The following is a 439-nucleotide window of genomic DNA, read 5'->3' on the forward strand; positions in this document are numbered from 1 at the left end:
CCGCTGAGCCTGCCAACCACCAGAAGCCGCATGGGTCTTCTCCTCTAGAGCGCTATTCCGAAAACAGGGCGGCCGATCAGGCGCCCTTGTCCTCGGTCTTGATGATTTCCGTCATGGTCACGCCCAGGCGGTCCTCGACGACGACGACCTCCCCGCGGGCGACCAGGCGGTTGTTGACGAAGATGTCGATGGCCTCGCCGACCTTGCGGTCCAGTTCGAGCACCGATCCCCGGTTCAGCTTCAGCAACTGGGCGACGGACATGTGGGCCTTGCCCAGCACGGCCGAGATGTTGACCGGCACGTCGAAGACGGTGGCCAGATCGGCGGCGGACTTGTCGCCGCCCTCGTCGGCGACGTTGAGCGCGGTGGAATCGCCGAACTCTTCCAGGGCAAGGTCGTCGGTGGCCATCAGAAGGCGCTCCTGTCGAGGGGTTCAGCA

Annotated in this window: 1 protein-coding gene; it reads right to left on the reverse strand. The window is 64.9% G+C overall.

Translation table 11 applies throughout. The features are described from left to right. Positions 1-76: 76 nt before the first annotated feature. Positions 77-409, reverse strand: a complete 333-nt coding sequence (gene fliN, locus AC1DMY_RS20985) for a flagellar motor switch protein FliN (RefSeq protein ID WP_441455661.1) — start codon at positions 407-409, stop codon at positions 77-79. Positions 410-439 lie beyond the last annotated feature (30 nt).

The sequence above is a fragment of the Dyella sp. 01L423 genome (assembly GCF_056399945.1).